Here is a 26,995-nt window from a genome sequence, read left to right on the forward strand (position 1 = left end):
TGAAGCGATGGATGTGCCCGGGGCATGACCGACGGCCGTGGCCCGGCCCGGCGCGGGGTTGTTAAGCTCCGATGAATCCCTGCCAACGAGAGCCCCGCATGACCTCCATGCCCCGTATCGCCGCCCTGGCCCTGGCGGTGAGCCTGCTGGCCCCGGCCGCCCTGGCGCGCACGCCGACGGCCGCGCCGCCGGCCACCGCCGACGCCGGTTACCAGCTGCCGCCTCCCGCCCTGCGCGCCATCGTCGACGCACCCCGCCGCCCCGACGTCTCGGTCAGTCCGCGCCGCGATCTGCTGGCCCTGATGCAGGTACCCGCGCTGCCGGGCATCGACGTGGTCGCCCAGCCGGAGCTGAAGCTGGCGGGCCTGCGCATCCACCCGCGCAGCCATTCCGCCAGCCGGTTCTCCTTTGGCACCGATTTCTGGCTGCAGGAAGTCGCCTCCGGCAAGGAGCTGCGGATCCAGGGACTGCCGCAGCCGCTGTCGATGGTCGGTTTCCGCTGGTCGCCGGACCAGCGCTACATCGCCTTCAACCGCATCGATCCGCAGTCCGCCGGCAACGAGCTGTGGCTGATCGACGTGGCCGCGCGCAGTGCGCGTCGGCTGAGCGACCGCGCGCTCAACACCGTCGTCGGGCGTGGTTACGCCTGGCTGGGCGACAGCAGCCGCCTGCTGGTCCAGTTGCAGCCGCAAGGGCAGGGCGAGGCGCCGGAGCGCAGCCTGGTGCCTTCCGGTCCCAACGTGCAGCAGACCCAGGCCGGCGGCGGCGTGGTCCAGATCCGCACCTACCAGGACATGCTCCGCAACGAGGGCGATGCGCGCCTGCTGGAATATCAACTGCGCTCGCAGCCCGCCCTGATCGATCTGACCGGCGCGGTGAAGCCGCTGGGCAATCCCGATCTGAACCTGTCGCTGTCGGCTTCGCCGGATGGCCGTTACATCCTGCGCCGCCGCGTCGAGCGGCCGTTCTCCTACCTGGTGCCGGTGAGTTCGTTCCCGACCCGCATCGAAGTCCTGGACATGCAGGGGCAACTGGTCCACGAGGTCGCCAGGCTGCCGCTGATCGAAGGACTGCCGCCGGGCAACGACGCGGTGCCGGCCGGCGTGCGCGACATCCAGTGGCGCGCCGACGCCGACGCCACCCTGGTCTGGGCGGAAGCCCAGGACGGTGGCGACCCGTCGCGCGAGGCCGCCATCCGCGACGCGGTGATGATGCAGGCCGCGCCGTTCGACAGACCGCCGGTGACCCTGGCGCGGCTGGGCATGCGCCTGGCCGACATCCAGTGGGGCAACGGCCAGTTGGCCCTGATCAGCGAAGCCTGGTGGAAAAACCGCCAGATCCGCGAATGGCGGATCGCGCCGGACGACGCGGCGCAGGCGCCTAAGCTGATCCGCGAAGGCTCCTACGAGGATCGCTACAACGATCCCGGTTCGCCGGTGCTCGCGCAGGACGCGCGCGGCGAAATGCGCCTGATGATGGCGGCCGACGGCCGCAGCATCTTCCGGATCGGCGACGGCGCGTCGCCGGAAGGGGATCGTCCCTTCCTGGACAAGGTTGATCTGGACAAGTCCGGCGCGGACGGCGGCAGGACCCGCCTGTTCCATTCGCAGGCGCCGTACTACGCGGCGCCGGTGGCGCCGCTGGACGCCGACGGCCAGCGTCTGCTGATCACCCGCGAATCGCCGGACGAACCCACCAACCTGTTCGTCGTCGAAGGCGCCGGCGAGCCGCGCGCGCTGACCCGCTTCCCGCACCCGACGCCGCAGCTGAAAGGCGTGAAGAAGCAGCAGGTCCGTTACAAGCGCAAGGATGGCGTGGATCTCACCGCGACCCTGTACCTGCCGCCGAACTACGATCCCAAGCGCGACGGTCGCCTGCCGATGCTGATGTGGGCGTATCCGGCCGAGTTCAAATCCGCCGAGGCCGCCGGGCAGGTGACCGATTCGCCGTACCGTTTCAACGCGATCAGCTATTGGGGACCGCTGGCGTTCCTGGCGATGGGCTATGCGGTGTGGGACGACTTCTCCGTGCCGATCGTGGGCGAGGGCGACAAGGAGCCCAACGACACCTACGTCCCGCAACTGGTCGCCAGCGCCGAAGCGGCGGTGGACGAAGCGGTGCGCCTGGGCGTGGCCGATCGCGAGCGCATCGCCGTCGGTGGCCATTCCTATGGCGCGTTCATGACCGCCAACCTGCTCGCGCACACCCGCCTGTTCAAGGCCGGCATCGCGCGCAGCGGCGCCTACAACCGGACCCTGACGCCGTTCGGCTTCCAGGCCGAGGAGCGCAACTTCTGGCAGGCGCCGGAGGTGTACGAAACGATGTCGCCGTTCAACCACGCCGATCAAATCAAGGACGCGCTGCTGCTGATCCATGGCGAACAGGACAACAACTCCGGCACCTTCCCGATCCAGAGCGAACGCATGTACGCGGCAATCAAGGGCCTGGGCGGCACCGCGCGGCTGGTGATGCTGCCGAACGAATCGCACGGCTATCGCGCGCGTGAATCGATCCTGCAGATGCTGGCCGAATCCAATGCCTGGCTCGACCGCTACGTGAAGCAGCCGCCCGCCGCGCCGGCCAAGCGCTGACGACGGCGCTACCGGAACCCGACCAATTGCGGTCCGGTTCGCCTGTCCCGCGGGACATCGCGGGACAGGCGTGCGGCGGTGCAGCAGACGCGGGCCGAATTGGGGTAGTGTTGGGAACCCACCCCCGCCGCCCGGTCCGCCGTCTCGATGAATTCGCCCCGCAGTCTCGAGTTCGCTCCCCCCGATGTACCGCTCCGTGAAGACGTGCGCCGGCTTGGCGCGCTGGTCGGCGACATGCTGGCCGAGCAGGTGTCGCCCGCGTTCCTGGATGAAGTCGAGCGCGTGCGCACCACCGCCATCGCCCGCCGCCAGAGCGATGCGCCGCCGCAATCGCTGGCGGGCCTGCTGGCCGGACTGAAACCCTCGCATGCCGAAGGCCTGATCCGCGCGTTCAGCGCGTACTTCCAGGTGGTCAACATCGCCGAGCGCGTGCATCGCATCCGCCGCCGTCGCGACTACCAGCGCACCGACAGCGGCAAGCCGCAGCCGGAAGGCCTGCAGGATATCCTGCAGCGCCTGCGGGCGCAGGGCGTGGGCATCGACGAACTGGCGCAATGGCTGCCACGCATCGACATCGAGCCGGTGTTCACCGCGCATCCCACCGAGGCGGTCCGGCGCGCGCTGCTGGAGAAGGAACAACTGATGGTCGCCAGCCTCGTCAACGGGCTGGATGGCACGCGCACGCCCGGCGAGCAGGCCACCGACATCGCGCGCTTCCGGATGGCGCTGACCTCGGCGTGGCAGACCGCCGATTCCTCGCCGGTGCGCCCGGGCGTGGAGGACGAGCGCGAGCATGTCGGCTTCTATCTAATCGAAGTGCTGTACCGAGTGGTGCCGGTGTTGTACGAAACGCTGGAAAGCGCCATCACCCAGGTCTATGGCGAACAGCCGGCGATCACCCGCCACCTGCCGCGGCTGCTGCGCTTCGGCACCTGGGTGGGCGGCGACATGGACGGCAATCCGAACGTCGACGCCGGCACCATCACCGCGACCCTCAACGCGCAACGCGCGCTGATCCTGCGCCGTTACATCAAGGAACTGCGCCAGCTCACCACGCTGCTCAGCCAATCCAGCTCGCTGGTCGGGGTATCGACCGAAGTGCTGGCGCGCGTGGACGAGTATCGCCAAAGGCTGCCGAAAGCCGCCGCGCAGTCGCGCCCGCGCCATGGCGACATGCCGTATCGCCTGCTCAACGATCTGATGCGCGCGCGGTTGCAGGCCACGCTGGAAGATCTGCCGCAGGGTTATGCCGGCCCGGAGGAACTGGCCGCCGACGTGGATCTGATCCTGCGCAGCCTGGAGGCCAACCGCGGCATCCACGCCGGCTGGTTCGCGGTGCGCCGGCTGGCCTGGCGCATCCGCAGCTTCGGCTTCCACCTGGCGCGGCTGGACGTGCGCCAGGAATCCAGCGTGCATGCGCGCGCGGTCGCCGCCGCGCTCGGCGACGCGCAGTGGGAATCGCGCGACGCCGTCGAGCGCGGCGCGCTGCTGGCGCCCTATGCCAGCGGCGAACGGCAACTGCCGGCATCGGAGGAAGAAGGCAATCCACGCCTGGACGCGGTGTTCGCCGCCCTGGGCGACGCGCGCCGCCGGCACGGCGCCGATGCGCTGGGCGCGTACATCATCAGCATGGCGCACAACCGCGCCGACGTGCTCACCGTGCTGGCGCTGGCGCGCCGCGGCGGGCTGGTCGACGGGAGCGGACACGTGCCGCTGGACATCGCGCCGTTGTTCGAAACCGTGGACGATCTGCGCCATGGCCCGGACACGCTGCGCGACCTGATGGCCGATCCGGTGTACCGCGCGCACCTGGCCGCGCGCGGCAACGTGCAGATGGTGATGCTGGGTTATTCCGACAGCGGCAAGGACGGCGGCATCGCCGCATCGCGCTGGGGCCTGCAGCGTGGTCAGGTCGAACTGTTGCAGACCGCCAACGAACTCGGCATCAAGCTGACCTTCTTCCACGGCCGCGGCGGCTCCATCAGCCGCGGCGGCGGCAAGACCACCCGCGCGGTCGACGCCTCGCCGCGCGGCAGCGTCGACGGTCGCCTGCGGGTGACCGAGCAGGGCGAGGTCATCCACCGCAAGTACGGCATCCGCGCGCTGGCGCTGCGTTCGCTGGAGCAATCGGTCGGCGCGGTGCTGGCATCCTCGCTGCGTCCGCGCCCGCTGGAACCGCGCGAGCCGGGCTGGCGCGCGATCATGGACACGGTCGCCCGCGACAGCAGCGCGGCGTACCGCGATTTCGTGGCCGCGCCGCGGTTCATGGATTACTTCCGCAGCGCCACGCCGATCGACGTGATCGAACGGATGACGCTCGGCTCGCGCCCGTCGCGCCGGCTCGGCCAGGACGCGGCGCTGGGCAACCTGCGGGCGATTCCCTGGGTGTTCGCCTGGAGCCAGGCGCGGGCGGTGATTCCCGGCTGGTTCGGCGTGGGCAGCGGCCTGCAGGCGGCGGTGGACGCGCACGGCGAGGAGGCGGTGCTGGAAATGGCGCACGACTGGCCGTTCTTCCGCACCTTCCTCGACGACATCTCGATGGTGCTGGCCAAGGGCGACCTGAGCATCGCCGAGATGTTCTCGCGCATGGCCGGCAACCTGCATGACGAGTTTTTCCCGCGCATCCAGCGCGAACACGCGCTGACCCTGCGATGGGTGCTGCGCCTGACCGGCGATGAGTGGCTGCTGCAACACGATCAGCGGCTGGCGCTGTCGATCCGCCTGCGCAATCCTTACATCGATCCGATCAGCGTCCTGCAGGTGGACCTGCTGCGTCGCTGGCGCGAGGCCGGGCGCGAGGACGACACCCTGCTGCGGGTGCTGGTGGCGAGCATCAACGGCGTGTCGCAGGGCGTCCAGAACACCGGCTGATCGCGGCCGGAGGCGAACTGGAAAAAGCGCGCGGTCAGCCTTCGTGTCCGCGCTTGGGCCGGTCCAGTTGCAGATCCAGCCAGCGCAGCAGATCCGCGACCACCCGGCTGCGTTCCGGATCGGCCTCGTTGTAGATCTCGTGATACAGCCGCAGGTACTCGTGCGCGCGCAGTTTGCGCTGCGGCGCGGCGGCGGCGAAGGCGCGCGAGCCGGCGGGATCGACCAGGTGATCGTCGGCGGCGAATTGCAACAAGGTCGGCGTCCGCAGTTCCGGCGCGCGCGCGATCACCTGGCGGCCGCCGCTGAAAATGAAATGCGCCAGCCGGGTGCTGATGCGGGAATGGTTGAGCGGATCCTCGCGGTACTCGCGTTCGACATGCGGGTCGTGCGAGAGCCGGTCCGCGTCCAGGCCGGTGCGCAGGGTCAGGTCCGGCCACCAGCCGGCCAGGCCGCGGGCGAAGGCGCGCTGGATGCCGCCGGCATGGGTGGCGAGCGCCGGCGAGGAGGCAATCAGGCCGCGCGGCACCAGATCCTGCAGCAGGACCGCATGCAGGGCGACCAGCCCGCCCATGCTGTGGCCGAACAGGAACGGCAGATCGCCGCCTTCCGCGGCGTAGGCGTTGAACACCGACACCGTGTCGCGGGGCAGGCGGGCCGGTTCGTCCAGGCATCCGCGCGCACCATCGCTGCGACCATGGCCACGGTGATCGTAGGCGCGCACCGCGATGCCCGCCGCGTTCAATTCCTCCGCCAGCCGCGCGTATCGGCCCGAGTGTTCGCCCAGTCCATGCACCAGCAGCAGGCGCGCGCGCGGTCGCGGCAGCGGCCAGTCGCGCTGGTGCAGGCGCAGACCGTCATGGGTGAGGAAGGGCGAGATCGGGAGAGCGGTCGGCATGGCGCAACATCGCTTGCGCCCGCGCGACGGTCAAGAGGCGCGGGCGTCGAACGTAATCGAGGCGAACCGGCTCAGCCGTCCAGTTCGGCCCAGCGCTGGTAGGCCAGTTCCAGTTCCTGCTGGAGCGCGGCCAGTTGTTCGTTGGCGCGCTGCAGGCTGGCCGGATCCTGCTGGTAGTACGCCGGATCGTTCATCGCCTCGGTGCGGCCGGCGATGTCGGCCTCCAGGGTCTCGATGCGCGCGGGCAACTGCTCCAGTTCGCGCGCGTCCTTGTAGCTGAGCTTGCGCCGCGCGGGCGCCGCCGCGGGACTGGTCTCGGCGACGGGCGAAGCCGCGGGAGGAACGGGCCTGGAAGCGGCCACGGCCGCCACGGACGGCCGCTGGCGCAGCCAGTCGCTGTAGCCGCCGACGTAGTCGCCCAGGCGGCCTTCGCCCTCCAGCACCAGGGTGCTGGTGACCACGTTGTCGAGGAAATCGCGGTCGTGGCTGACCAGCAGCAGCGTGCCCTTGTAGTCGAGCAGCAGCTCTTCCAGCAGCTCCAGCGTTTCCACGTCCAGATCGTTGGTCGGTTCGTCCATCACCAGCAGGTTGGACGGCTGCGCGAACAGCTTGGCCAGCAGCAGGCGGTTGCGCTCGCCGCCGGACAGGCGGGTGATCGGCGCGCGCGCGCGTTCCGGCGAGAACAGGAAGTCCTGCAGGTAGCCGATGATGTGCTTGCGGCTGCCGTTGATCTCGACGAAGTCGCGCCCTTCGGCGACGTTCTCCAGCGCGGTGAGCGATTCGTCCAGCTGGCTGCGGTGCTGGTCGAAGTAGGCGATCTGCAGGCCGGTGCCCAGCTTGACTTCGCCTTGCTGCGGGGCCAGTTCGCCCAGCAGGATCTTCAGCAGGGTGGATTTACCGGCGCCATTGGGACCGATGATGCCGACCCGATCGCCGCGCATGATCGTGGCCGATACGCGATCCAGCAGGACGCGCCCGTCGTAGGCCTGCGACACGTCCGTGGCTTCGATGACCTTGCGTCCGGACGCCTGCGCGGCGGCGGCCTCCATCCTGACGTTGCCGGACAGCTCGCGCCGTTGCGCGCGTTCGCGACGCATCGCCTTGAGCGCGGTGACGCGCCCCTCGTTGCGTGTTCGGCGGGCCTTGATGCCCTGGCGGATCCAGACTTCCTCCTGCGCCAGCAGTTTGTCGAAGCGCGCGTTCTCCTGCGCCTCGGCGTGCAGGCGCTCCTCGCGCCGGCGCAGGTAGTTGTCGTAGTCGCCCGGCCAGCTGGTGAGCTGGCCGCGATCGATCTCGACGATGCGGGTGGCCAGCGCACGCAGGAAACTGCGGTCGTGGGTGACGAACACCAGGCTGCCCTCGAACTGCTTGAGGAAACCTTCCAGCCAGGCGATCGCCTCGATGTCCAGGTGGTTGGTCGGTTCGTCCAGCAGCAGGATGTCCGGCTTGCGCACCAGCGCCTGCGCCAGCAGCACGCGCCGCTTCATGCCGCCGGACAGGGCGGCGAAATCGGCGTCCTCGGGCAGTTCCAGCCGGGCCAGCACCTGCTGCACGCGGCGGTCCAGGTCCCAGCCGTGGCGGGACTCGATCTGCGCCTGCGTCTCGCCCAGCGCGGCCATGTCGCCCTCGGCCAGCGCATGGTGGTAGCGGGCGAGCAGCGCGCCCAGATCGCCCAGGCCCTGGGCGACCACGTCGAACACGCTGCCGGCGGTGTCCTGCGGGACCTCCTGCGCCATGCGCGCGACCACCACGCCGCCCTGGATCCGGATTTCGCCGTCGTCCGGGCGGATTTCACCGGCCATCAGCCGCATCAGGGTGGATTTGCCGGCGCCGTTGCGGCCGACGATGCAGACGCGTTCGCCGGCTTCGATGGACAGATCGACGTGTTCGAGAAGGAGCGGACCGCCGACGCTGAAGTCGACCCGCTGGAATTGCAGAAGGGACATGGCGCCATTGTACCCGCCCGTGGCGCCGCGCCCGCCGCCCCGCGAAGGCCGGCGGGGAGTTTTCCCGGCCTACTGGAACCCGTACCGGACCACGTGGAAGAAGACCGGCGCGGCGAACACCACCGAATCGAGCCGATCCAGCATGCCGCCGTGACCCTCGATCATCTCGCCCCAGTCCTTCGCCCCCAGGCTGCGCTTGACCGCCGACAACGCCAGCCCGCCGAGGAAGCCGCACAACACGATGAGCAGCGACAGCAGCCCGGACTGCAAGGGCGTGAACGGGGTGATCCACCACAGCGCAGCGCCCACGCCGGCGGCGGACAGGCCGCCGCCGATCAGGCCTTCCACCGTCTTGGACGGACTGACCAGCGGCGCCAGCAGGTGCCGGCCGAACAGTTTGCCGAACACGTACTGCAGCACATCGCTCAACTGCACCACCAGCAGCAGGTACAGCAGCAGCATCAGGTTCTGCCCCTCGTAGCCGGGGATGCGCAGCAGCAACAGCGCCGGCGCGTGGCTCAGGCAGTACACCGCCAGCATCAGGCCCCACTGGACCTTGGCGCTGCGGGCCAGGAAGTCCTCGGTGTCGCCGGACAACGCCGACACCGCCGGCAGCAGCAGGAAGCCGTACACCGGGATGCACATCACGAACAGGCCGTACCAGTCGATGCCGATCAGCCAGTACTGCAGCGGGATCGCGATGTAGAAGCACAGGCACAGCGCGAAATGGTCGCCGCGGCGGGTGGGGGTGAGGCTGATGAATTCGCGCAGCGCCAGGAACGAGAGCAGGCCGAACAGCACCAGCGTCGCCACCTTGCCCAGCAGGAAGCAGGCGGCCAGCACGCCGGCCATCACCCACCAGGCGCGGATGCGCGCGTTGAGGTTGTCGATGACCGGTCCGGGCCTGCGCAGGTGCAGCAGCCAGCCGATCAGGCTGGCCAGCAGCAGCAGCGCGCCGATGCCGCCCATCACGCCCCAGAACGTCTGCGGCGCGCGCGCGATGGCGGCCTGCAGGAAGCCGCCCATCGGCAGAACGGTGGCGATCAGGTTCATGCCAGCGCCACCACGGCGGCGCGGGCGCGTTCCAGGAAGGCGTCCTTGTCTTCGTCGGGCCGCAGCGCCACCGGCGCGCCGAACCGCACCGTGCACACCAGCGGCACCGGCACCAGGCTGCCCTTGGGCAGGCAGCGCCGCGCGTTGTCCAGGTAGACGGCGATGAATTCCACCTGCGGATACCGGCGCGCCAGGTGGAACAGGCCGGACTTGAACGCCTGCGGATGGATGTCGTGGTTGCGCGTGCCTTCCGGGAACAGGATCAGCGAATCGCCGGCGTCCAGCGCCTGGTACAGCGGTTCCAGCAGATCCTGGTCGGGGGTGCTGCGCTGGCGATCGATCAGCACCGCGTTGAAACCGTGCCGGGCCAGCCAGCGCCTGGGCCCGTGGCCCCAGTAATCACGCGCCGCCACCGGTCGCGTGCGCGCGCGCAGCGGCGGGGGCAGCGCGGCCCACAGCGCCACCGTGTCGATGTGGCTGGCGTGGTTGGCGAAATAGATCCGCTGGCGCGGTTCCGGCCGCGAACCCTGCCAGCGCGGATACGCGCCGAAGAACAGATGGGCCAGGCCGGCGAGCAGGCGCGAGGCCATCTCAGGCGTTCCCGCGCAGCTGCATGGCGATCGCGCGGGTGCGGGTCGCGCAGGTCAGCAGCGATCCGATCGCGATGATCCAGGCCGCCGCGGGCAGCACCCAGGCCGTGCCGGTCAGCAGGCGCTCGCCGATCGCCAGCAGGCAGGCCGCGGTCAACACCGCCATGCGGTGCTGCTTGGCCATCGGACCCCGGAAATCCTGGGCCAGGCCCAGGCTGCCGCCGGACACGCGCACGTAGGCGGTCAGGGCCGCCAACAGCGCGCCCAGCCAGCCCAGCCAGGGCAGGCCGGCGGCGTAACCCAGGCCGACGATCAGCAGCGAATCGGCGACGCGATCGGGAAACTCGTTGTACAGCGCGCCCGTCGGCGTCTGCTTGCCGCCTTCCATCGCGACCATGCCGTCCAGCAGGTTGCACAGCAGCCGCAGCTGCACGCAGATCGCGCACAGCAGCAGGCCGGCGACGGTGGGCGACCACGCCAGCATTCCCGCGCCGACCGCGGCGAAGAAGATGCTGAGCACCGAGATCTGGTTGGGCGTGATGCTCGAGCGCGCCAGCGCCGCGGCCAGTGCGCGCGCCCAGCCGCTGCCGCGCGCGGCGATCGGTCGTCGTTCGGATGATTTCCCCATGACGGGGAGAATAGACGAAATGCGGGCCGGCGACCGGTCAGCAAAGCGTGCACCGTTCCCATTCCGGTGATCGCGAAGGTGCGTATCCGTGTGCGGGGACACAAACAAAAAACCCCGCCGGAGCGGGGTTTTTCGAAGGTCGCGCGGGCACCGGCTTACTTCAGCCCGGCGTCCTTGCGCAGCGCCTCGGCGCGGTCGGTCTTCTCCCACGAGAAGGCCGTGCCGGTCTGCTTCTTGCCGGCGCCGTCGAGGTAGCTGATCTCGTGCGGCTTGCGGCCGAAGTGGCCGTAGGACGCGGTGGCCTGGTACATCGGGTGGATCAGGTCCAGCATCTGGATGATGCCGTACGGACGCAGGTCGAAGTGCTTGCGGATCAACTTCTCGATCTTGTCGTCGCTGATCTTGCCGGTGCCGAAGGTGGTCACCGAGATCGAGGTCGGCTCGGCCACGCCGATGGCGTAGGAGACTTGCACCTCGCAGCGATCGGCCAGGCCGGCGGCGACCACGTTCTTGGCGACGTAGCGCGCGGCGTAGGCGGCCGAGCGATCGACCTTGGACGGATCCTTGCCCGAGAACGCGCCGCCACCGTGACGGGCCCAGCCGCCGTAGGTGTCGACGATGATCTTGCGGCCGGTCAGGCCGCAGTCGCCCACCGGGCCGCCGATCACGAACTTGCCGGTCGGGTTGATGTGGAACTTGGTGCCCTTGTGCAGCCACTTGGCCGGCAGCACCGGCTTGAGGATGTGCTCGCGCACGGCCTCGACCAGATCCTTCTGCTTGACGTCCGGGTCGTGCTGGGTGGACAGCACCACCGCGTCGATGGCGACGGCCTTGCCGTTTTCATAGCGCAGGGTGACCTGGCTCTTGGCGTCCGGGCGCAGCCACGGCAGCGGCGAGTTCTTCTTCTTGCGGATCTTGGCCTGCTGCTCGACCAGGCGGTGCGACAGGTGGATCGCCGCCGGCATGTAGCTGTCGGTCTCGTTGGTGGCGTAGCCGAACATCAGGCCCTGGTCGCCCGCGCCCTGTTCTTCCGGCTTCTTGCGGTCCACGCCCTGGTTGATGTCGGGGGACTGCTTGCCGATCAGGTTGAGCACGCCGCAGGTGGCGCCGTCGAAACCGACGTCGCTGCTGTCGTAGCCGATGTCCAGGATCACCTTGCGGGTCAGCGCTTCCAGATCGATCCACGCCGAGGTGGTGATCTCGCCGGCCACGATGGCCACGCCGGTCTTGACCAGCGTTTCGCAGGCCACGCGAGCGCGCTTGTCCTGGGCCAGGATGGCGTCCAGCACGGCGTCGGAGATCTGGTCGGCGATTTTGTCCGGATGGCCTTCGGAGACCGATTCGGACGTGAACAGGTAGTTGGACATCGGGCTTATATCCCTGTATTCGGATGAAAAGATGGGCGCGCATGATACACGCGCCGGGCGGTGCGTGCATTTTGCGCCGTTCAGGATGGCCCTTGCGTTAAGCCGGGGCCGGTCCGGGCTGTCATGGAACCGCCACGCCGCTGCCATCGGGCTGTCGCGCGGCAAGCGCAGGCTGCGCGGCGAAACCCGCCGTCCCCGGCCGGATCCGAGCAACCATGCGCCCGCTGGAACAGCAGATTGCCGAACGCTATCCCCACTGGTTCCGCGGCCGCCGCGCCGGCCTGACCCGGCCGCTGCTGCGCACCCTGGGCCGCTGGTCGCGGCTGGACCGGGCCTACGCCTTCCTGGCCGAGCACGCCCACCTGCGCGATTTCGCCTTCCTGCAGGCGGCCATCGACTTCCTCAACCTGCGCTACACGGTCGACCCGGCCGAGCGCGCGCGGGTGCCGGCCACCGGCCGCCTGCTGATCGTCGCCAACCATCCTTCCGGCGCGCTGGACGCGATGGCCCTGCTGGACTTCGTGGGCGGCATCCGCCGCGACGTGAGAATCGTCGCCAACGACCTGCTGTCCAGCATCGACAACCTGTCCGGCCTGCTGCTGCCGGTGCGCATCCTCGGCGGCCAGCCGCGCCCGGAGAGCATCCGCGCGGTGGAGCAGGCGCTGGAGGCGGGCCAGTGCGTGATCGTGTTCCCCGCCGGCGAGGTGTCCCGGCTGGGACCGCGCGGCGTCACCGACACCCGCTGGCGGCGCGGTTTCCTGCGCTTCGCCCGCAGCACCGGTACGCCGGTCCTGCCGATCCGGGTGCAGGCGCGCAACTCCGCCTTCTTCTACGGCGCCTCGGCGCTGTTCAAGCCGGCCGGCACGGCGCTGCTGGCGCGCGAGATGTTCAAGCGCAGCCAGCGCCGGATCGCCCTGCGGATTGGCACGCCGATGACGATCGACGCGGGCGAGGACAGCCAGGCCGCGCTGCAGCGGGTGCGCCGGGCGCTGTACGCGCTGGGCCGTCGCGACGGCGCGCGCGCCGAGCCGGCCGGGCCGGAACCGCTGGTGCCGCCGGTGGATCCGGCCCGCCTGGCCACCGCCGTCGACGCGCTGGAACGGCTGGGCCGCACCACCGATGGCAAGCGCATCTGCGTGGGCCGGCTGGCGCCGGATTCGCCGGTGTTGCGGGAAATCGGCCGCCTGCGCGAACTGACCTTCCGCGAGGTCGGCGAGGGCACCGGCAAGCGCCTGGACGTGGATCCCTACGACGCCTGGTACGAGCACATCGTGCTGTGGGACGAACAGGCGCGGAAGATCGCCGGCGCCTACCGGATCGCGCGCGGCGCGCCGGTGCTGGCCGAGCATGGCCTGAAGGGGCTGTATACCGCTTCGCTGTTCCGTTATGCCGACGACGCGCTGCCGCGCATCGCCGAGGGCATGGAACTGGGCCGCAGCTTCGTCGTCCCGGAGTACTGGGGCAGCCGCAGCATCGACTACCTGTGGCAGGGCATCGGCGCCTACCTGTGCCGGCATCCGCGGGTGCGCTACCTGTTCGGCGCGGTGTCGATGAGCGCGGCGCTGCCGCGCGACGCGCGCGAGCAGATCGTCTCCTACTACGCGCGCTACTACGGCGTGGACAGCCGCGACGCGGTGTCGCGGCATCCATTCCGCTATTCGGCCGTTCCGCCGAGCTACGGCGGGATGGACGCCGACACCGCCTTCCGCGTGCTGAAGGCGAACCTGGACGCGCTCGGCGCCAGCGTGCCGATGCTCTACAAGCAATACACCGATCTGTGCGAACCCGGCGGCGCGCGATTCCTGGCGTTCGGGGTGGATCCGGGTTTCTGCGATTCCATCGATGGACTGATAGAAGTGGATCTGCACCGGATCCGGCCGAAAAAGCGCGCGCGCTACCTGCAGCCGGCGGCCGAGGCGGTGCCGGCATGAGCCCGCAGGCCGCCGACGCGGGCATCCGGCGGGCGGTCTTCGTTTCCGACGTCCATCTGGGATCCAAGCACTGCCACGCCGCCGAGTTCGCCGATTTCCTGGCCACGCTGCGCTGCCGCCGGCTGTACCTGGTCGGCGACATCGTCGATCTGTGGTGGATGGCGCAGCGCCGCGCCAACTGGGACGCCGCCCACAACCGGGTGATCGAGCAGCTGCACGCGCTGGTCCGCAACGGCACCGAACTGATCTACGTGCCCGGCAACCACGACCGGCCCATCCGCCGCTTCTGCGGCCTGATGCTGCCGGCCATGCAGGTGCGCCGGCGCGCCATCCACGTGACCGCCGACGGCCGCCGGCTGCTGGTCACCCACGGCGACGACTACGACGGCATCACCCATTTCGGCGGCTTGCAGGAAAAGTTCGGCGACTGGCTGTACTACCGCATCCTCACCGGCAACCGTTTGACCAATCGCATCCGCCGCCACCTGGGCCTGCGCTACTGGTCGCTGGCCGAATACCTGAAGCGCCAGAGCGACGCGGCCGAGCGTTACATCGCGCGGTTCGTGCAGGCGGGCCTGGACGATGCGCGCCGGCGCGGCCTGGACGGCATCCTGTGCGGACACATCCACCGCGCCGCGTTGTTCCAGCGCGATGGCCTGGTGTACGCCAACGACGGCGACTGGGTGGAAAGCCTGACCGCGCTGAGCGAGGAAGCCGACGGCACGCTGTGCCTGCTCTCGCACACGGGCCAGGTACTGACGGAAATCCCGCCGCGTCTGCGCCTCGTGGCGCTGGAACGGCCGAAAGCGAAGGCGGCTTGATCGCCGGCTTCGATTCAGCGCGAAAAGCAAATCCCCCGTCGTCCGCTACGCGGCCGCCGCCCCTTTTTCGCTTTCAACAGCCGCATGGCTGGTCAAGGGGGCATGAAAAGCGCTCGTCGTTTTGGTTGAAGGGAATCACCTCCCCCTTTGCAAAAGGGGGACCGAGGGGGATTCTTCGCCAAAGGCAAATCCCCCGCCGTCCGCTGCGCGGCCGCCGCCCCCTTTTTCGCTTTCAACAGCCGCATGGCTGGTCAAGGGGGCATGAAAAGGCGGTCGTCGTTTGGGTTGAAGGGAATCACCTCCCCCTTTGAAAAAGGAGGATTTGCCTTCGCTTTCGCCCCGCCAGCCAACTGCTAGCATCCCGCCATGGATTCGCTCTCACAAATCGTCCTTGGCGGGGCCATCGCCGCCGCCATCGCGCCCGCCGCCCACCGTCGCGCCGCGCTGCTGGCCGGCGCCGCGCTGGGTACCTTGCCCGACCTCGACAGCCTGCCCATCGCATTGCTCACCGACGATCCGGTGGCGCTGATGACGATGCACCGCAGCTTCAGTCATTCGCTGTTCGTGCTGCCCTGGATCGGCTGGCTGATCTGGTGGCTGTGCCGGCGTCGTGGCGGCCGGGTCGCACAGGCGCCCGTGCGCTGGTTCTGGGCGATCCAGCTGGCGCTGATCACCCATCCGCTGCTGGATGCGTTCACCGTCTACGGTACCCAGTTGTGGTGGCCGCTGCGCCCGCATCCGACCATGTGGTCGAGCGTCTTCATCATCGATCCGCTGTACACGATCTGGCTGCTGCTCGCCTGCCTGCTGGCGTGGTGGTGGCGCGATCGTGCTTCCGCGCAGCGCGCGCTGCTGGCCGGCCTGGTGCTGAGCAGCGCCTACCTGGGCTGGTCGCTGCTGGCCAAGGCCCAGGTCGATCGCGTCGCCGAGCGCTCGCTGGCGGCGATGGGGCTCGGCGACGCGCACTATTTCAGTGTGCCGATGCCGTTCAATACGCTGCTGTGGCGGGTGGTGGCGATGACGCCTTCCGGCTATGCGGAAGCGGAGTATTCGATCGTCTCCGATCGCGGCGCGATGACGTTCCGGGGATATCCGTCCAACGTGCAGGCGCTGGCCGAAGCCCGGGCGATTCCCGCCGTGCAACGCCTGCGATGGTTCAACCGCGGCTTCATGCGCGCGCGGGTGCGCGACGACGGCACGCTGGTGCTGTCGGATCTGCGGATGGGACTGGAACCCGACTACACCTTCAGCTTCGAGGTCGCGCATCGGCGGGACGGCCACTGGCAAGCCATTCCGCCCGTGCAGCAGCCCTGGCACGCGCCGGTTTCCGGGGGAAGCGGGCTGCGCATCCTGCTGGCCGCGATGTGGCAGCGCATCTGGCACACCGACGCCCGGCCGCTGCGCAGCGTCATCGTCGAGGCGCCGGCGGCGCAGGAAGAAGCCCGGGCGCCGGGCGCGCCATAGCGGGGCGCACCGGCGGCTGCCCGGCGTTTCAATAGACCGTCGCGCTGGCCTGCACGAACGCGTAGAAGAACACCGCGTTGGGATCGTTCTGCACGTCGTTCATTTCGCGGCGCATGCCCTCGACCACGTCCGGGGTGACCCGGCCGGCTTCCAGCAGCTGATCCGACGCCGACAGCAGAAGTTCCTCCCAGAACGCGATCATGGTCTTGCGTCGCGCCGGTTCGCGATTGTCGAAGTGGAAGGTCTTGATCTCGGTGCGCACGTCGCGATAGCCACCGGCCAGCAGCAGGTTGCCGAGCTTGGCGCCGACGAAGGGATCGCCGCCGTTGTCGTACTGGAAATCGTTGAAGGCCATCCAGTAGCGCCAGACGTTGGGCGAATAGGGATGCAGCAGGAACGAGGAGTTCATCACCTCGGTCACGTAGACCGGCGATCCCGGCGCCAGCACGCGGCGCACCTCGTTGAGCACGCGCTGCGGCGACGGCACGTGCTCCAGGACCCAGCACAGGAAGGCGGCATCGAAGGTGCGTGGCTCGAACGGCAGGTTGGTCGCGTCGGCCTCGTGCAGCTCGTAGCGGTCCCGGCACCAGGGCATCCGGGCCAGATTGCGGCGCGCCGCCTCCAACTGCAGCGCGTTCAGATCCACGCAGGTGACGTGGATGTCGGGGAAGCGTCGCAACAGGATCTCGGTCTGCGCGCCGACTCCGCTGCCGACTTCCAGCACCCGGCGCGCGCCGGTGTAGTCGATGCGGCTGAAAATGTTGGATTCGGCCAGCCGCGCCTGCTTCATCAGGCGCGCCTGTTCCACCGGCGAAAAACCATGCAGATAGGCGGGGGAGGGGGATTCGCTCATGGCACGGCTCCGGTCAGGCGGCGGCGGGCAGCTCCGGGGTGACGCCCGCGATCAGGGCATCGAAATAGTCGCGGGTCAGCGACAGCTGCGCGTCGGCGGTTTCGGCACGGTTGACCACCGCGCGGAAGGCGGCGTTCTCGGGACGGTCCTTCGCATACCAGCCCAGGTGCTTGCGGGCGATGCGCACACCCTGCGCCTCGCCATAGAAGTCGTGCAATGCATGCAGATGGCCCATAAGGACATCGCGGACTTCCGCCAGCGCGGGCGCGGGCAGGGTATCGCCGGTGGCCAGGAAATGCGCCACCTCGCGGAAAATCCACGGACGGCCCTGGGCCGCACGACCGATCATCACCGCGTCGGCGCCGGTGGCCTTCAGCACCGCCGCGGCCTTGCGCGGCGAATCGACGTCGCCGTTGGCGAACACCGGGATGTCCAGCTCGGCCTTGATCGCCGCGATGGTGTCGTATTCGGCCTGGCCGGTGTAGTGCTGGTCGCGGGTGCGGCCATGCACGGCCAGCGCGGCGATGCCGCTGGCCTCGGCGATGCGCGCGATGACCGGCCCGTTGCGGTGATCGCAATCCCAGCCGGTGCGGATCTTCAGGGTGACCGGCACGTCGACCGCGCCGACCACCGCTTCCAGGATCCGCACCACCAGCGCCTCGTCGCGCATCAGCGCCGAGCCGGCCCAGGCGTTGCAGACCTTCTTGGCCGGGCAACCCATGTTGATGTCGATGATCTGGGCGCCGTGATCGACGTTGTAGCGCGCGGCCTCGGCCAGCTGGCGCGGCTCGGTGCCGGCGATCTGGACGCTGATCGGAGCGGGTTCGCCGTCATGGTCCATGCGCCGGCGCGACTTGTCGGTCTTCCAGAAACGCGAGTCGCTGATGGTCATTTCGGACACCGCCAGACCCGCGCCCAGCCGCTTGCACAGCTGCCGGAACGGCTTGTCGGTGACCCCCGCCATGGGGGCCAGGATCACCGGGGTGTCGATGCGGTGGGGGCCGATGCGCATGCGCCCATTGTAGTGCGGCGGCTGCGCGGGAACCTGTCCCTACAGCCGGGGCCAGGCCTGCAGGGTCCCGGCCAGGTACAGCCCGCCGAGCGCCAGGCAGGCCACCGAACTGACGATCCAGAAGCGGACCCCGTTGTAGCCGGGCCGGCGCACCGCGAGGACCAGCCCCGCGATGCCGCGCCCCAGCAGCACGGCAGTGATCGCCGACAGGACGAAGCGGGTGGCCGGCAGGGCGGGGAGCGTTCCCGCGCCGGCCAGCGCGTACAGGGTCCAGATTACGAGCACGAGCGTGATCGCCGCGGTGATGAGCGTCGGCTGCCATCGGCGCTCGCGCGACCAGCGGACCATCCGTTCGCCCGCGCCGAAAGCGGCATACCAGGCGGGACCGAACACGATGCACCCGACATGCAGCGCGGCGGCGAGCGCCGTGCCCGCCGCGGCCAACAACAAGGCGGTGTCGCCTTCCATGCGGAATCTCCTGAAATGAAGCCCGATGTTGGCGGCGCGCGAACAGGGGTTCAATGCGACGGAAGGTCGCAGCGGGAAAAGCGCGTTCCATGCCGGCGCAGATCCGGCGGGGAGGCGCCCGACCGCGGTTCTGAAGATGATGGCGCGCCCGGACGCGGCTCCGGGAAGGGCTGGCGTCCGCCGTCGACGGGGACGCCGGGCCCGGCGGGCGCGGCCGGCGCAGGGCCGGACCGCGCGGAAGGACATCAGGCGGTCTCGTCGACCACCTGGGCATCCGGGGCGTTGCTCTTCACCGAAGCGATGCCGCTGTCGCGGCTGGCTTCGGATTCGTACATCTCGCTGGTGCCGATGACCTGCCCGTTGCCGGCCAGCAGGTTGAAGAAGAACTTCTGGTTGCTGGAGACCTTGCGTTCGTAGCGGGCATCGTCGGTGCTGTTTTTCTTGACCGAGTCGATGCCGTTCCTGCATCCGGACTTGTCGGCATAGCCCTGGCTGGTGAGGATGACCTGGCCGTTGCCGGCCTTCAGGTTGAACTGGAAGTCACCGTTGCCGCGCTCGCCGATCACGAACTTGCCTGCCATGAAGTCCTCCTTGGAATGGGTGGCCTGGCGAGCTTAGCCGTGGCGTCTTAAGGATCCGTGACGGTGCGGCGGCGGCGCGCGCGCCAGAACAGGAAGCCGGTGACCAGGAAGAACAGCGGCAACAGGCCGGATGCGGCCACCGCCCATTGCCAGGGCCGACCGCCGATGAAACCACCGTGCAGCGGATACATGGCCTCGTCGATGCGCGCGCCCACGCCCTGGCGGGCGGCGGTGTGGATCTGGACCACGCGGGCGGCATGGGGATCCAGCCAGACCTGGCTGCGGCCGTTAGGATGCCATTCGCCGACCGCCCGATAGCGGATCGCGACCAGTGCGTCCTTGTTGTCCGGGGGCGAGATGCGCCGCAGTTCGCCGCCCTGCACGGCCGCCTGCGCGGCGCGCAGGATCGCCGCCCAGTCCACCTCCGCATCGCGCGGCGCCATCGGCGGCGGCGGCACCACTTCCGGCCCGTCGTCGAAACTCCAGCGCAGCGCCGGACGCACCGCGTCGTGGTAGACGATGGCCACGCCGGTCACCGTCGCCAGCAGCAGCAAGGGCAGCAGCAGCGCGCCGGTGCTGCGATGCCAGCTCAGCCAGCGCCGGGTGGGCGGGCCGGCGTGCCAGCGCAGGCTGGCGGCCAGCGCGCCCTTGCGCGGCCACCACAGGTACAGGCCGGACAACAGCAGGAACACGGCGATCAATCCGCACACGCCGAGCAGGTCCTCGCCGGTTTCCCCGTACAGCAGGTGGGTGTGCAGTTCGCGCAGCCACAGCACGGGATCGTTGTCGGCATTGCGGATCAGCAGCAGTTCGCCGCTGGCGGGATCGAAATAGCGGCGTTCGCCTTGCGGGAAATACGCCTGCCAGACCGGCAGGCGCGCGCTGGGAATGTCCGCCGAGCGCAGGCCACGGGGTTGCCACTCGGCCAGCAGGCGCGCGAACGCCTTGGCCTGCGCATCCGCGTCCGGCAGCGGGCGCGCGGTCCATTCCGGATGCTGGGAGAGCAGGATTTCGCGCTGGAAAGCCAGCACGGTGCCGCTGAGCGCAACCAGCGCGAACACCGTGCCCACCGCCAGCCCCAGCCACAGGTGCAGCCATTTCAACACCCCGCGCACGCGATGGCGTGGCGGGGCGGAAGGAGCGGTGGCCTGGCGGTGTGGCATGCGGGGCGTTGCCGACGGGAGCGCCGATTAGAACCGGTGCGCCCAGCTCAGCGAAAGCACCCGTCCGCGACCGGCGACGTAGGTGTCCTCGCGCGGCGTGCTCTGCGAGTAGTAGGTCACGTACTGCTCGTTGAACAGGTTCTCGATGCCGACGCTGAGCGTGCCGACCGGCAGGCGGAAGCGGCCCAGCAGATCCACGGTGGTGTAACCGTCGAAGCGGGTGCCCGGATTGGTGACGCCGCGGAACTTGAAGCTGCGGTCCTCGGCGCGGCTGGCCTGCAGGCGCAGGTCGGCCGAAGGCGTCATCGGAATTTCCCAGAACGCGGTCCAGCGGTCGGGACTGACGTTGACGCCCGGAAGATCGCTGTCCACCCGGTTGTCGCGATTGCTGTCGTAGCGCCCTTCGCTGCGTGCATACGCCACGCCGGCGCGCATGCCGTTCCCGGCCTGGTAGGCGACGCTGCCGTCGATGCCCTTGATCTCGGTGCGCTCGCGCACGACCTTGTAGGTGCGGGTGGCGGTGTCGTAGTTCAGGCGCGCGCCAAAGTCGGAATCCGACCGGTACGCGGCCAGGTGCACCAGCCAGCGGCCATCGTCGTAGTCCAGGCCGATTTCCTGGTTGTCGGCGATCACCGGTTGCAGATCGACCAGGCTGTCGACCCGCTGGTTGGGCGCGTTGATGCCGCGCAGGACGCGGCCGATGTCGGCGACGGTGTAGCCCTCGGAGTAGGAGGCGTAGAGCTTCAGCGCGTCGGTGGCTTCCCAGACTATGCCGGCGTTGGGCATGGTCTCGCGGGTTTCCGGCTCGCCGCCCTCGACGAAGTAGCGGGTGCCGCGGACGCCCGGCGGGTTGGTCCGTTGATCCGGAACCGTCAGGTAGTCGTCCACCTTCAGCTTGCCGCGCTCGTGGCGCAGGCCGGCGGTGAACATCAGCGATTCGGTCATCCACCACTCGGCCTGCACGAACGGCGACCAGGATTCGTAGATGGTTTCCGGCACCCAGGCCATGCGCGCGCGCACCAGTTCCTGCCGGGTCTTGTCGCGGGCGATGTCCAGGCCCACGGTGAGGCGCAGGTTCTGATCGAACAGGTTGCCGCGCGACCAGCTGAACTTGCCGCCCAGCTTCTCGGACAGGTTCTGCGACTGGTCGAACCAGTGCGGGTCGCGGCCGTCGCCCCAGAAGTCTTCCCAGTCGGTGCTGCCGTAGCGACCCTTGAAGTCGACCCAGTACAGCTGCGCCTGCAGGTAGCCGCCGGCCAGATCCTTGTCGGTGTAGTCCACGCTCAGCGAGGTGGACAGGTTGCGGGTTCCCTCGCCGGGCTTGCTGCCGCGCACCGAGGTCGCCAGCTTGCCGGTGGCCGGATTGCCGTTCACCGTCACGTAGTCGTTGTTGCCGAGCAGTTCGTAACGATTGGCGCTCAGTTGCAGGCGGCGGTTCCCGTCGATGTTCCAGCCGGCCTTGGCGAACAGGTTGTGGCTGCGCGCGTCCATCAGATCGCCCTGCACGTCGTTGACCGCGATCGCGCGGCCATCGCCGTCGTGGTACAGCCCTTCGCTGGCATAGGAGGCGCCGCCGACGAAATCCAACGCGCCTTCGCGCATGCCGAACACATAGGACGCGCGGTATCCGATGCTGTCGCTCTCGTGCGGCAGCGCGGTGCTGGCACCGACCGAGACATCGTGGAAACGATCCCCATCCTTGCGCGGGGCGCGCTTGGTGATGATGTTGATGATCCCGCCGGAGGCGCCCAGGCCCTGCAGCGCATTGGCGCCGTGGATCACCTCGATGCGTTCGATCATCGCCGGATCAATCGTGTGGCCGTCACGACCGCCTTCGCGCAGTGGCGTGGACTGCGGCACGCCGTCCACCAGGTACAGCGGCTTGCGCCCGCGCAGGTTCTCGCCGGCGTTGGTCAGCTTCTGGCGCGAAGGGGTGAACGAGGGAATCAGGTTGGCCAGCACCTGCGACAGGTCCTGGGTCAGCGCCAGTTGCCGATCCAGCTGGACCTTGTCGATCACCGTGATCGTGTTGGGCAGCGCGGCGGCGGAGTCGGGGATGCGGCTGGTGCTGGCCGAAACGCTGACGCGGTCCAGTTCGACCGGCGCATCCGCGCCGGCCCCGGCATGGGCGAGGGAAGGAAGGGCGGCCAGCAGGGCCACGGAGAGCAGGTGGGGACGGAGGGCGTGCATGGGGGTGAGGTGGTGGGGAACATCTCATTGTAAATGAGAGTCGTTATCAATTCGAGCCGATACCGGGAACGCGCGTGAGATGGGGCACGGCGAGGCCTTTCGGAGGTTTCCGATGGTCCCTGCGGGGCCGAGATGGTTTTTTGCGAGGGGGCGCCGGGGCGGGGAAATCCCCGGCACGCGTTCGGAGCTCGCATCACATGAACAGTTGGAACCTTGAAAACGGCGCCGTCCGGGCCGGAACCGGAGCGTCCGCTTCCACCGCCGCGGCACCCCGGCAGGTGTCCGCGTCGCCTTTCGCGACCCCGCAGGAGCCCCGGCTCAACGAAGCCGCGCTCGGCGCGATGGCGCGGGCGCGGCAGGCGTTCTTCGCCAGCCTGGGTCGGCTGGAAGCGCATCCCTTGCCACCGCCCCGGCATCCCGTTTTCACCGGCGGCCCGGTCTGGCCCGCGCTGCGTCAGGCGTGGCGGGTGATCCACCGTCCGGATACGACCCTGGTGTTCAGCGAGGGGCTGTCGGATCCGTTCGATCCCTTCGACCCGGACAACCCGTTCGGGGACACCGGGAGCGCGACGCCGGGCCTGGGCCTGGAAATCTATGCCGAGGCGCGCGGCCGGTTCGGCGACGTCGGTGCATCGTGGCTGTTCGACCTCGTGCACCAGGTCAGCCAGAACGCGGTGGTCCATGGCCGTTTCCTGGCGCTGCTGCGGGAACATGGCGCGGCCAGCCTGCAGATGGCGATGACCGGACTTCCGGAAGGATGGCTTTCCAAGGGCGGACTGGCGACGGTACTGGTCGGCGTGCCGGCGGCCAGCGTGCCGGCGCAGTTCCCGACGCCGCTGGGCGCGGTGAGGGCGGTGGCGCTGACCCTGGTGCCTGCGTCGCGCAGGCAGGCCATGGAGGCGGAAGAAGGTGGCTTCGCCGGACAGGTGCGTCGGCTGGCCGACCGCCTGGGCAACGTCGCGGACGGACACGTCAACGATCCATCGCAGCCTGACGGGAGCCACGCATGAACCGCGCCGTTTCCGGTTTTGCGGCGTCCTTCGCGGCGGCCTTCCCGGTGGTCAATCCCATGCCGCCCCTGCTGTGGCGGACCCTGGAATGGCTGGAGGCCGGCGGTTTTGTGCACCCGGGAGGAAACGGGGCTGCGGCCCGCCTGTACCCGGGGACGGAGCCGGGGTCGTCGCGGGTGGCGTTGAGGATCCCACGGGTCGAGGAAACCCGGGCGTGGACGCGTACGGATCAAACCTCGGTGACGGATCGCCTGGTCCTGTTCGTCGATACCGGCATGGACGGTTCGCAGGCAGGCCTGTGGCTGGACGACTCGGGTTTCCAGCGACTGGTGCACGTCGGCTCGCCCGAAGGTCCGGGTCTGCTGTGCGAGTTGGCCGACGATCCGGTGCATCTGCTGCGCCTGCTGGCGCTGGGTTATCCGGAGCTGTCCGCGCCGGACTACTTCGGCATGGCCGCCGCCGATGCCTACGCGATGGGATATGGCCCGGCCGGGACGTACCTGCCGCCGGCGCGTTTCCGCGCCCACGTCGAACGCGATCTGGATCTGGACGTGCCCAGCACGGCCTCGGTCATCATCCGCCGCACCGCCAGCATCCACGACAGCCAGTCGGAGGATCGGTTCTGGCGTTGGCTGGCAACGGTGAGATCCGGAGCCGCGTGATCGTGTGGGGCGGCGCGTCCCGCGCCGACTTCCCGAGAGCGTTCCCTTCTCCAAGTTCCATCCGAACCGTATCGGACCCAAGGCACCCTTCTTTCCGCCGGGCGTCGGTGACGGCTCAGCTCCCGAAACGCTCCGTCACCTCGGCCAACATCGGCATCGCCAGCGCCGCGCCGGCGCGTTCGGTGGACAGCGCCGCGTAGCGGTTGGCGAAGCGCACATGCTCGGCGAACGCCGCTTCCGGTGCGCGTGCCAGCGACGCGGCCAGCGCGCCATTGAATGCGTCGCCCGCGCCGGTGGTGTCGATCGCGGTCACCGATTCGGCCGGATGCCGGTAGAACGGCTTGGCGTCGCCATGCAGATGTTCCTCCGCGTGCGACACGAACACGCCGGTGGCGCCCAGGGTGATCACCACGGTGCCGCGCGGCAGCACTTCGCGGCACAGCGCATGCAGGCGCTGGCCATCGAGCGCGGCGACATCCTCCGGCGCCACGCGCTCACCGACGTGGCGGGCGAGCAGGGCGGCGAATTCGGTTTCATTGGGGGTCAGCACGTCGGCCAGCGACAGCAGCTCGGCGGTGGTCGCGGCATTGGCGGGCGCCGGATTGAGCAGCGTGGGCACGCCGTGTTCGCGGGCCGTGCGCAGAGCGGTCAGCACGCTGTCCAGCGGCGATTCCAGTTGCACCAGCAGCGCCCGCGCGCCGGCGACGGCGTCGTGTTGGGCTTCCACGAAATCGACCGACAGCTCGGCATTGGCGCCCGCGCCGATCACGATGGTGTTGCGTCCCAGTGCATCCACGTAGATGCCGGCGGTGCCGGTGGGTTCGGTGGATGCCTGCGCGAGCAGGGTCACGCCGTTGTCGGCGGCCAGCCCGCGCGCCAGCTGCCCGCCGGCGTCGTTGCCCAGCGCGCAGACGAAACGCGTAACCGCGCCGGCGCGCGCCGAGGCGATGGCCTGGTTGAAGCCCTTGCCGCCCGGACCGGTGTCGTAGCGCCCGGCAATGGTGGCGCCCGGCGCGGGCAGGTGATCGCAGCGCCAGACGTGATCGACATTGAAGGAACCGACGAGGGTGACGGTGGGCATGGAGGTCATCGACAGCAGTGGGGACGACGGGGCCGCGGGCGCGGACGCGCCGGCGGCGAGGGAACAGCGGAGCGGATCAGCCGAAGTGGGTCAGCACACCGGCGATGGTGGCGGTCATGAAGGTGGCGATGGAGCCACCCAGCACGGCGCGCAGGCCGAACCGGGCCAGGTCGGCGCGACGTTCCGGCGCCAGGCCGCCGATGCCGCCGATCTGGATCGCGATCGAGCTGAAGTTGGCGAAGCCGCACAGCGCGTAGGTCGCGATCAGGCGGCCCTCGTCGCTCAGCATCATGCCCGGCACCTGGCCGTTCACGACCTTGGCCAGTTCGGTGTAGGCGACGAACTCGTTGATCACGACCTTCTGTCCGATCAGCGAACCCACGGTGGTGGCGTCGGCCCACGGCGTGCCGATCACCCAGGCGATCGGCGCCAGCAGGTAGCCGAGCAGGGTGGACAGGTTGGTCGGCTTGCCCAGCATCGCCTGCAGGCCGCTGACTTCGCCCAGCCAGGTCAGCGGGGCGTTGAGCAGCGCGATCAGGGCGATGAAGGCCAGCAGCATCGCGCCGATGTTCAGCGCCAGGCGCAGGCCGTCGCCGGCGCCGGCCGCCGCCGCGTCGATGACATTGCTGGTGGTCTTTTCCACTTCCATCTTCACCGTGCCGCGGGTCAGCGGCGTGCCGGTTTCCGGAATCAGCAGCTTGGCGACCACCAGGGTGGCGGGCGCGGCCATGATCGACGCGGCCAGCAGGTGCTTGGCGTAGAACGCCTGCTGCACCGGATCGCTGCCGCCGAGCATGCCCACGTAGGCCGCCAGCACGCCGCCGGCGATATGGGCCATGCCGCCGATCATCATGGTGATCAGCTCGGACTCGGTCATCTTCGGAATGTACGGGCGCACCGTCAGCGGCGCTTCGGTCTGGCCGATGAATACGCTGGCGCAGACGCTGGTGGTCTCGGCGCCGGACACGCGCATCACCTTGGTGATGGCCAGCGCCATCATCCGCACGATGAACTGCATCACGCCCAGGTGGTACATCACGCCCATCAGTGCGGCGAAGAAGATGATGGTGGGCAGCACCTGGAAGGCGAAGATGAAGCCGAACTTCTCGGTGTCCATCAGGCTGCCGAAAATGAAGCCGGAGCCCGCCTTCACGAACTCCAGGATCTTCACGAAGCCGTGGCCCAGCCAGTCGAACACCTCGCGCCCGCCCGGTACCAGCAGCACCAGGGCGGCGAAGGCGATCTGCAGCGTGATGCCCGTGGCGACCAGCTTCCAGTCGATGGCCCGTCGGTTGTTGGAAAACAGCCAGACGATGCCGATCAGCACCGCCAGACCGAACAGGCCGAAGCCGATCCGCCCCAAGACTTCCAGCATGTATTCCCCCAGACCTTGCGTGTTGTTCTGACCCGGCAGTCTAGCAGCGCACCGGCTCCATCAGTCCGTTCAGCCAACCCCGCGCCAGGCAACCCAGAGGGCCAGGGCGAAGAACACCAGCGCGGCTAGGCTGCGGGCCAGCTTCAACGGCAGTCTGTCGGCGAAACGGTGGCCCAGCCAGACCACCGGCAGGTTGGCCAGCAGCATGCCGATCGTGGTGCCCGCGATCACCTGCCACAGCGGCTCGTACCGGGTCGCCAGCAGCACGGTCGCCACCTGGGTCTTGTCGCCGATCTCGGCCAGGAAGAACGCCACCGTGGTCGCCAGGAAGGCGCCATGGGCCGGCAGCTTCTCGTTCTCGTCCAGCGTGTCCGGCTTCAGCGTCCAAAGCGCCACCGCCAGGAAACTGGCCGCCACGACCCAGCGCAGCACCTCGGGCGACA

At 69.2% G+C, this 26,995-nt stretch carries 22 protein-coding genes; 7 read left to right on the forward strand and 15 right to left on the reverse strand.

Features of this window, described 5'->3' with window-relative positions; all coding sequences use genetic code 11:
• Positions 1-98: 98 nt before the first annotated feature.
• Complete coding sequence (locus tag ACTHN1_RS17615; protein WP_440472214.1) at positions 99-2,591, forward strand: prolyl oligopeptidase family serine peptidase; 2,493 nt, start codon at positions 99-101, stop codon at positions 2,589-2,591.
• Positions 2,592-2,738: 147 nt separating this feature from the next.
• A complete protein-coding gene (ppc, locus tag ACTHN1_RS17620) occupies positions 2,739-5,462 on the forward strand; it encodes a phosphoenolpyruvate carboxylase (protein ID WP_440472215.1) in 2,724 nt (907 codons plus the stop codon).
• A gap of 34 nt (positions 5,463-5,496) precedes the next feature.
• Here ppc and ACTHN1_RS17625 read toward each other — a convergent pair whose 3' ends face one another.
• The 6 genes from ACTHN1_RS17625 to metK all read right to left on the reverse strand — a co-directional run bounded on the left by ACTHN1_RS17625 (position 5,497) and on the right by metK (position 11,941).
• On the reverse strand, positions 5,497-6,357 hold the full coding sequence (locus tag ACTHN1_RS17625; RefSeq protein ID WP_440472216.1) for a lysophospholipase: 861 nt from the start codon (positions 6,355-6,357) through the stop codon (positions 5,497-5,499).
• A gap of 71 nt (positions 6,358-6,428) precedes the next feature.
• Positions 6,429-8,303, reverse strand: a complete 1,875-nt coding sequence (locus ACTHN1_RS17630) for an ATP-binding cassette domain-containing protein (RefSeq protein WP_440472217.1) — start codon at positions 8,301-8,303, stop codon at positions 6,429-6,431.
• A gap of 69 nt (positions 8,304-8,372) precedes the next feature.
• Complete coding sequence (locus tag ACTHN1_RS17635) at positions 8,373-9,329, reverse strand: phosphatidate cytidylyltransferase (RefSeq protein ID WP_440472237.1); 957 nt, start codon at positions 9,327-9,329, stop codon at positions 8,373-8,375.
• Between the two features lie 23 nt (positions 9,330-9,352).
• Positions 9,353-9,946 (reverse strand): lysophospholipid acyltransferase family protein, encoded by a 594-nt coding sequence (locus ACTHN1_RS17640; RefSeq protein ID WP_440472218.1) that lies wholly within the window; start codon positions 9,944-9,946, stop codon positions 9,353-9,355.
• A 1-nt stretch (position 9,947) separates the two neighbouring features.
• Positions 9,948-10,574: a CDP-alcohol phosphatidyltransferase family protein gene (locus tag ACTHN1_RS17645; protein ID WP_440472219.1), complete on the reverse strand. Its 627-nt coding sequence runs from the start codon at positions 10,572-10,574 to the stop codon at positions 9,948-9,950.
• Positions 10,575-10,729: 155 nt separating this feature from the next.
• Complete coding sequence (gene metK, locus ACTHN1_RS17650) at positions 10,730-11,941, reverse strand: methionine adenosyltransferase (RefSeq protein WP_440472220.1); 1,212 nt, start codon at positions 11,939-11,941, stop codon at positions 10,730-10,732.
• A 215-nt stretch (positions 11,942-12,156) separates the two neighbouring features.
• Between metK and ACTHN1_RS17655 the strand changes: the two genes are divergently transcribed.
• From ACTHN1_RS17655 to ACTHN1_RS17665, 3 genes are all read left to right on the forward strand, one after another.
• Positions 12,157-13,872, forward strand: coding sequence for a GNAT family N-acyltransferase (locus ACTHN1_RS17655; RefSeq protein ID WP_440472221.1), 1,716 nt, complete (start codon positions 12,157-12,159; stop codon positions 13,870-13,872).
• The gene (locus ACTHN1_RS17660) at positions 13,869-14,693 is read left to right on the forward strand and encodes a UDP-2,3-diacylglucosamine diphosphatase (protein ID WP_440472222.1); all 825 of its coding nucleotides are present in this window, start codon (positions 13,869-13,871) and stop codon (positions 14,691-14,693) included. Before ACTHN1_RS17655 ends, ACTHN1_RS17660 begins: the two co-directional genes overlap by 4 nt.
• Before the next feature lie 366 nt (positions 14,694-15,059).
• Positions 15,060-16,157, forward strand: a complete 1,098-nt coding sequence (locus ACTHN1_RS17665; RefSeq protein ID WP_440472223.1) for a metal-dependent hydrolase — start codon at positions 15,060-15,062, stop codon at positions 16,155-16,157.
• Between the two features lie 28 nt (positions 16,158-16,185).
• On the opposite strand, the gene ACTHN1_RS17670 is transcribed toward ACTHN1_RS17665, so the two are convergent.
• The 6 genes from ACTHN1_RS17670 to ACTHN1_RS17695 form a co-directional block, all read right to left on the reverse strand.
• Positions 16,186-17,010, reverse strand: a complete 825-nt coding sequence (locus tag ACTHN1_RS17670; protein WP_440472224.1) for a class I SAM-dependent methyltransferase — start codon at positions 17,008-17,010, stop codon at positions 16,186-16,188.
• A gap of 13 nt (positions 17,011-17,023) precedes the next feature.
• Complete coding sequence (dusB, locus tag ACTHN1_RS17675; protein WP_440472225.1) at positions 17,024-18,022, reverse strand: tRNA dihydrouridine synthase DusB; 999 nt, start codon at positions 18,020-18,022, stop codon at positions 17,024-17,026.
• Positions 18,023-18,061: 39 nt separating this feature from the next.
• The gene (locus tag ACTHN1_RS17680) at positions 18,062-18,490 is read right to left on the reverse strand and encodes a hypothetical protein (RefSeq protein WP_440472226.1); all 429 of its coding nucleotides are present in this window, start codon (positions 18,488-18,490) and stop codon (positions 18,062-18,064) included.
• Positions 18,491-18,735: 245 nt separating this feature from the next.
• Positions 18,736-19,071 carry a YegP family protein gene (locus ACTHN1_RS17685; RefSeq protein WP_440472227.1) on the reverse strand — a complete coding sequence of 112 codons (336 nt, stop codon included), beginning with the start codon at positions 19,069-19,071 and terminating at the stop codon, positions 18,736-18,738.
• A gap of 47 nt (positions 19,072-19,118) precedes the next feature.
• Positions 19,119-20,234 (reverse strand): PepSY-associated TM helix domain-containing protein, encoded by a 1,116-nt coding sequence (locus tag ACTHN1_RS17690; RefSeq protein WP_440472228.1) that lies wholly within the window; start codon positions 20,232-20,234, stop codon positions 19,119-19,121.
• Between the two features lie 27 nt (positions 20,235-20,261).
• Positions 20,262-22,424 carry a TonB-dependent receptor gene (locus tag ACTHN1_RS17695; RefSeq protein WP_440472229.1) on the reverse strand — a complete coding sequence of 721 codons (2,163 nt, stop codon included), beginning with the start codon at positions 22,422-22,424 and terminating at the stop codon, positions 20,262-20,264.
• A gap of 278 nt (positions 22,425-22,702) precedes the next feature.
• Between ACTHN1_RS17695 and ACTHN1_RS17700 the strand changes: the two genes are divergently transcribed.
• Together ACTHN1_RS17700 and ACTHN1_RS17705 are read left to right on the forward strand one after the other, a co-directional pair.
• Positions 22,703-23,434: a hypothetical protein gene (locus ACTHN1_RS17700; protein WP_440472230.1), complete on the forward strand. Its 732-nt coding sequence runs from the start codon at positions 22,703-22,705 to the stop codon at positions 23,432-23,434.
• A gap of 239 nt (positions 23,435-23,673) precedes the next feature.
• Positions 23,674-24,096 (forward strand): hypothetical protein, encoded by a 423-nt coding sequence (locus ACTHN1_RS17705; RefSeq protein ID WP_440472231.1) that lies wholly within the window; start codon positions 23,674-23,676, stop codon positions 24,094-24,096.
• A 115-nt stretch (positions 24,097-24,211) separates the two neighbouring features.
• Here ACTHN1_RS17705 and ACTHN1_RS17710 read toward each other — a convergent pair whose 3' ends face one another.
• From ACTHN1_RS17710 to ACTHN1_RS17720, 3 genes are all read right to left on the reverse strand, one after another.
• The gene (locus ACTHN1_RS17710) at positions 24,212-25,177 is read right to left on the reverse strand and encodes a ribokinase (protein WP_440472232.1); all 966 of its coding nucleotides are present in this window, start codon (positions 25,175-25,177) and stop codon (positions 24,212-24,214) included.
• Between the two features lie 76 nt (positions 25,178-25,253).
• Complete coding sequence (locus tag ACTHN1_RS17715) at positions 25,254-26,552, reverse strand: NupC/NupG family nucleoside CNT transporter (RefSeq protein ID WP_440472233.1); 1,299 nt, start codon at positions 26,550-26,552, stop codon at positions 25,254-25,256.
• Positions 26,553-26,621: 69 nt separating this feature from the next.
• A partial coding sequence (locus ACTHN1_RS17720) for a TMEM165/GDT1 family protein (RefSeq protein ID WP_440472234.1) occupies positions 26,622-26,995 on the reverse strand: 374 nt, incomplete at its 5' end.

This window comes from Pseudoxanthomonas sp. (assembly GCF_051953815.1).
Taxonomy (GTDB): Bacteria; Pseudomonadota; Gammaproteobacteria; order Xanthomonadales; family Xanthomonadaceae; genus Pseudoxanthomonas_A.